At 58.1% G+C, this 2,111-nt stretch carries 2 protein-coding genes and 1 pseudogene; 2 read left to right on the top strand and 1 reads right to left on the bottom strand.

The genetic code is table 11. The annotated features are described in order from the left end of the window. Positions 1–626, top strand: a 626-nt coding sequence (locus OQK_RS31480; protein ID WP_238537227.1) for a M20/M25/M40 family metallo-hydrolase, incomplete at its 5' end; no start/stop codon positions are given. 36 nt (positions 627–662) lie between these two features. Here the strand turns inward: OQK_RS31480 and phnR are convergent. After that, the gene (gene phnR / locus OQK_RS18850) at positions 663–1,376 is read right to left on the bottom strand and encodes a phosphonate utilization transcriptional regulator PhnR (RefSeq protein WP_016773745.1); all 714 of its coding nucleotides are present in this window, start codon (positions 1,374–1,376) and stop codon (positions 663–665) included. 351 nt (positions 1,377–1,727) lie between these two features. Here phnR and OQK_RS18845 point away from each other — a divergent pair. Further along, positions 1,728–2,111 (top strand): annotated as a pseudogene (locus tag OQK_RS18845) (ABC transporter substrate-binding protein); the annotation flags it as partial.

The following is a 2,111-nucleotide window of genomic DNA, read 5'->3' as shown; positions in this document are numbered from 1 at the left end:
TCCACGGCAAACAAACCCACGCCGGCCGCCCCTGGGATGGCATCGACCCGATCACCGTCGGCGCACAAACCATCGTCGGCCTGCAAACCGTGGTCAGCCGCCGCACCGACATTTCCTCTTACCCGTCAGTGGTCAGCATCGGCACCATCAACGGCGGCACCCGCTACAACATCATCCCCGAATCACTCGACATGACCGGCACCATCCGTTCCTACGACTACGGCATCCGCCAGAAACTGCACAGCGACGTGCGCCAGACAGTCGAGAAAATCGCCGAAAGCGGCGGCGCTAAAGCCGACGTCACCATCATCGAAAAATACGACCCGACCATCAACAACCCGGCATTGACCGAGAAAATGCTGCCGACGTTGAAGTGGGCCGCCAAGGATGATGTGGTGCAGGGACCGCTGGTGGGTGGGGCGGAAGATTTCTCGTTCTTCGCCAAGGAAGCGCCGGGGTTGTTTGTGTTTCTTGGGGTGACGCCGCGGGATCAGGACATGAGCAAGGCCGCGCCGAATCACAATCCGGGATTCTTTGTAGATGAATCAGCGCTGGTGGTTGGGGTGAGAACATTGGCGTCGTTGGCGACGGATTATTTGTATGGGAATGCGGCGGTGGGCAAGTAGAAAGGAGGTGACTGTGGGAGCGCAGCGACCAGAAAGTCAAACCACATCAACCCCTACGTGAATCGCATCATGCCGCCAAAACTCCAGATCACAATCGATCAACCGCCCATGCTGATCATAATTGACCCGAGCAATCCTCAGTCCCGGACTCCCCACCGACACCCGTAAAGCCGCCGCCGCATCGACAGATAAAGACGTAGGCACGATCTCGAACCGCACCCGCCCATAGTGCAAATCGAAATGCCGCGCATACAACTCGGTGATCGACTGATTCAAATCAAACTCGAGGATCCCCGGAAAAAACTGCGGATTCAGATAGTGCTCCACATACAACACCAGTCGCCCATCAATGCGCCGCGAGCGGCAAATCTGAATCACGCTCGACAACGCCGGCAGCTGCAACCACGCACACACCGCCGCCGAAGCCGGCTGCAAGCGCGCCGAAATCACCTCGGTCGAAGGTTCGCGCCCCTGCGCACTGACCATGGCGTGGAAGTGACTGCGCTGCATGAGGTTATAAGCCAGACGCGGCGGCGACACGAACCAGCCACGCCGCTCCTCACGGTAAATCTGCCCCTGTGCCTCAAGCTGCAACAGCGCTTCCCGCACAGTGATCCGCGTCGTCCCGAACAACTCGCTGAGCTTGCGTTCAGCGGGCAACTTGCTCCCGGCCGCCAGCAAACCGTGATCGATTTGCTCCTGCAGCACCTGGCCAATCGCTGTCACCGCTTTCGTTGCCTCATCGCGCATCAACGTTACCTATCTGGACTAGACCAGCACTGTTTCGGGGCAAATCCGAACGCCGATCAAAGCGCCTTCGTATGTTGCAAGCCTAGGCATTGCAGATGACCGACAGATGACAAAACTACCGAACGGTCGCTTTCACGGCTTGCAATACATCGGCCAAGTCCCCTGCCCCACGGGCTTTTGAGCATGGTCTACGCTGATCTGGCACCTTCCTGACAATGGTTGATAAAACATTAGCCACGAGGCCATCGACATCAAAATGTCATCCAGCCGACCTAAATTGGCTCAGGTATTGCTGACCTAGACCAACACCAACCGCAATCGCAGCGTTGAACACGACCAAGGAGCTTCGGAATGAAACAGCTTTTCCTGGCAACACTGTTAGGCTCGACCATCGCTATGTGCAGCGCCGCCATGGCGGCCGACACCGATCTGAAAACCCTCGAAGCCGCTGCGAAGGCGGAAGGCGCCGTGAACAGCGTCGGCATGCCCGATGACTGGGCCAACTGGAAAGGCACCTGGGAAGATCTGGCCAAGAAATACGGTCTGAAACACATCGACACCGACATGAGCTCGGCCCAGGAAATCGCCAAGTTCGCTGCCGAAAAAGACAACGCCACCGCTGATATCGGCGACGTCGGTGCCGCCTTCGGCCCGATCGCGGTCAAGCAAGGCGTGGTGCAACCCTACAAGCCAAGCACCTGGGATCAAGTTCCGGACTGGGCCAAGGACAAGGAC

The sequence above is a fragment of the Pseudomonas sp. R62 genome (assembly GCF_000257605.1).
Taxonomy (GTDB): domain Bacteria; phylum Pseudomonadota; class Gammaproteobacteria; order Pseudomonadales; family Pseudomonadaceae; genus Aquipseudomonas; species Aquipseudomonas atacamensis.
Note: the sequence above shows the minus strand (reverse complement) of the source record. Positions and strands in the feature narration are given on the sequence as shown.

Bases quoted from the DNA above. Each gene is read 5' to 3' on its own strand.
- phnR (WP_016773745.1), bottom strand. From the start codon at position 1,376: ATGCGCGATGAGGCAACGAAAGCGGTGACAGCGATTGGCCAGGTGCTG.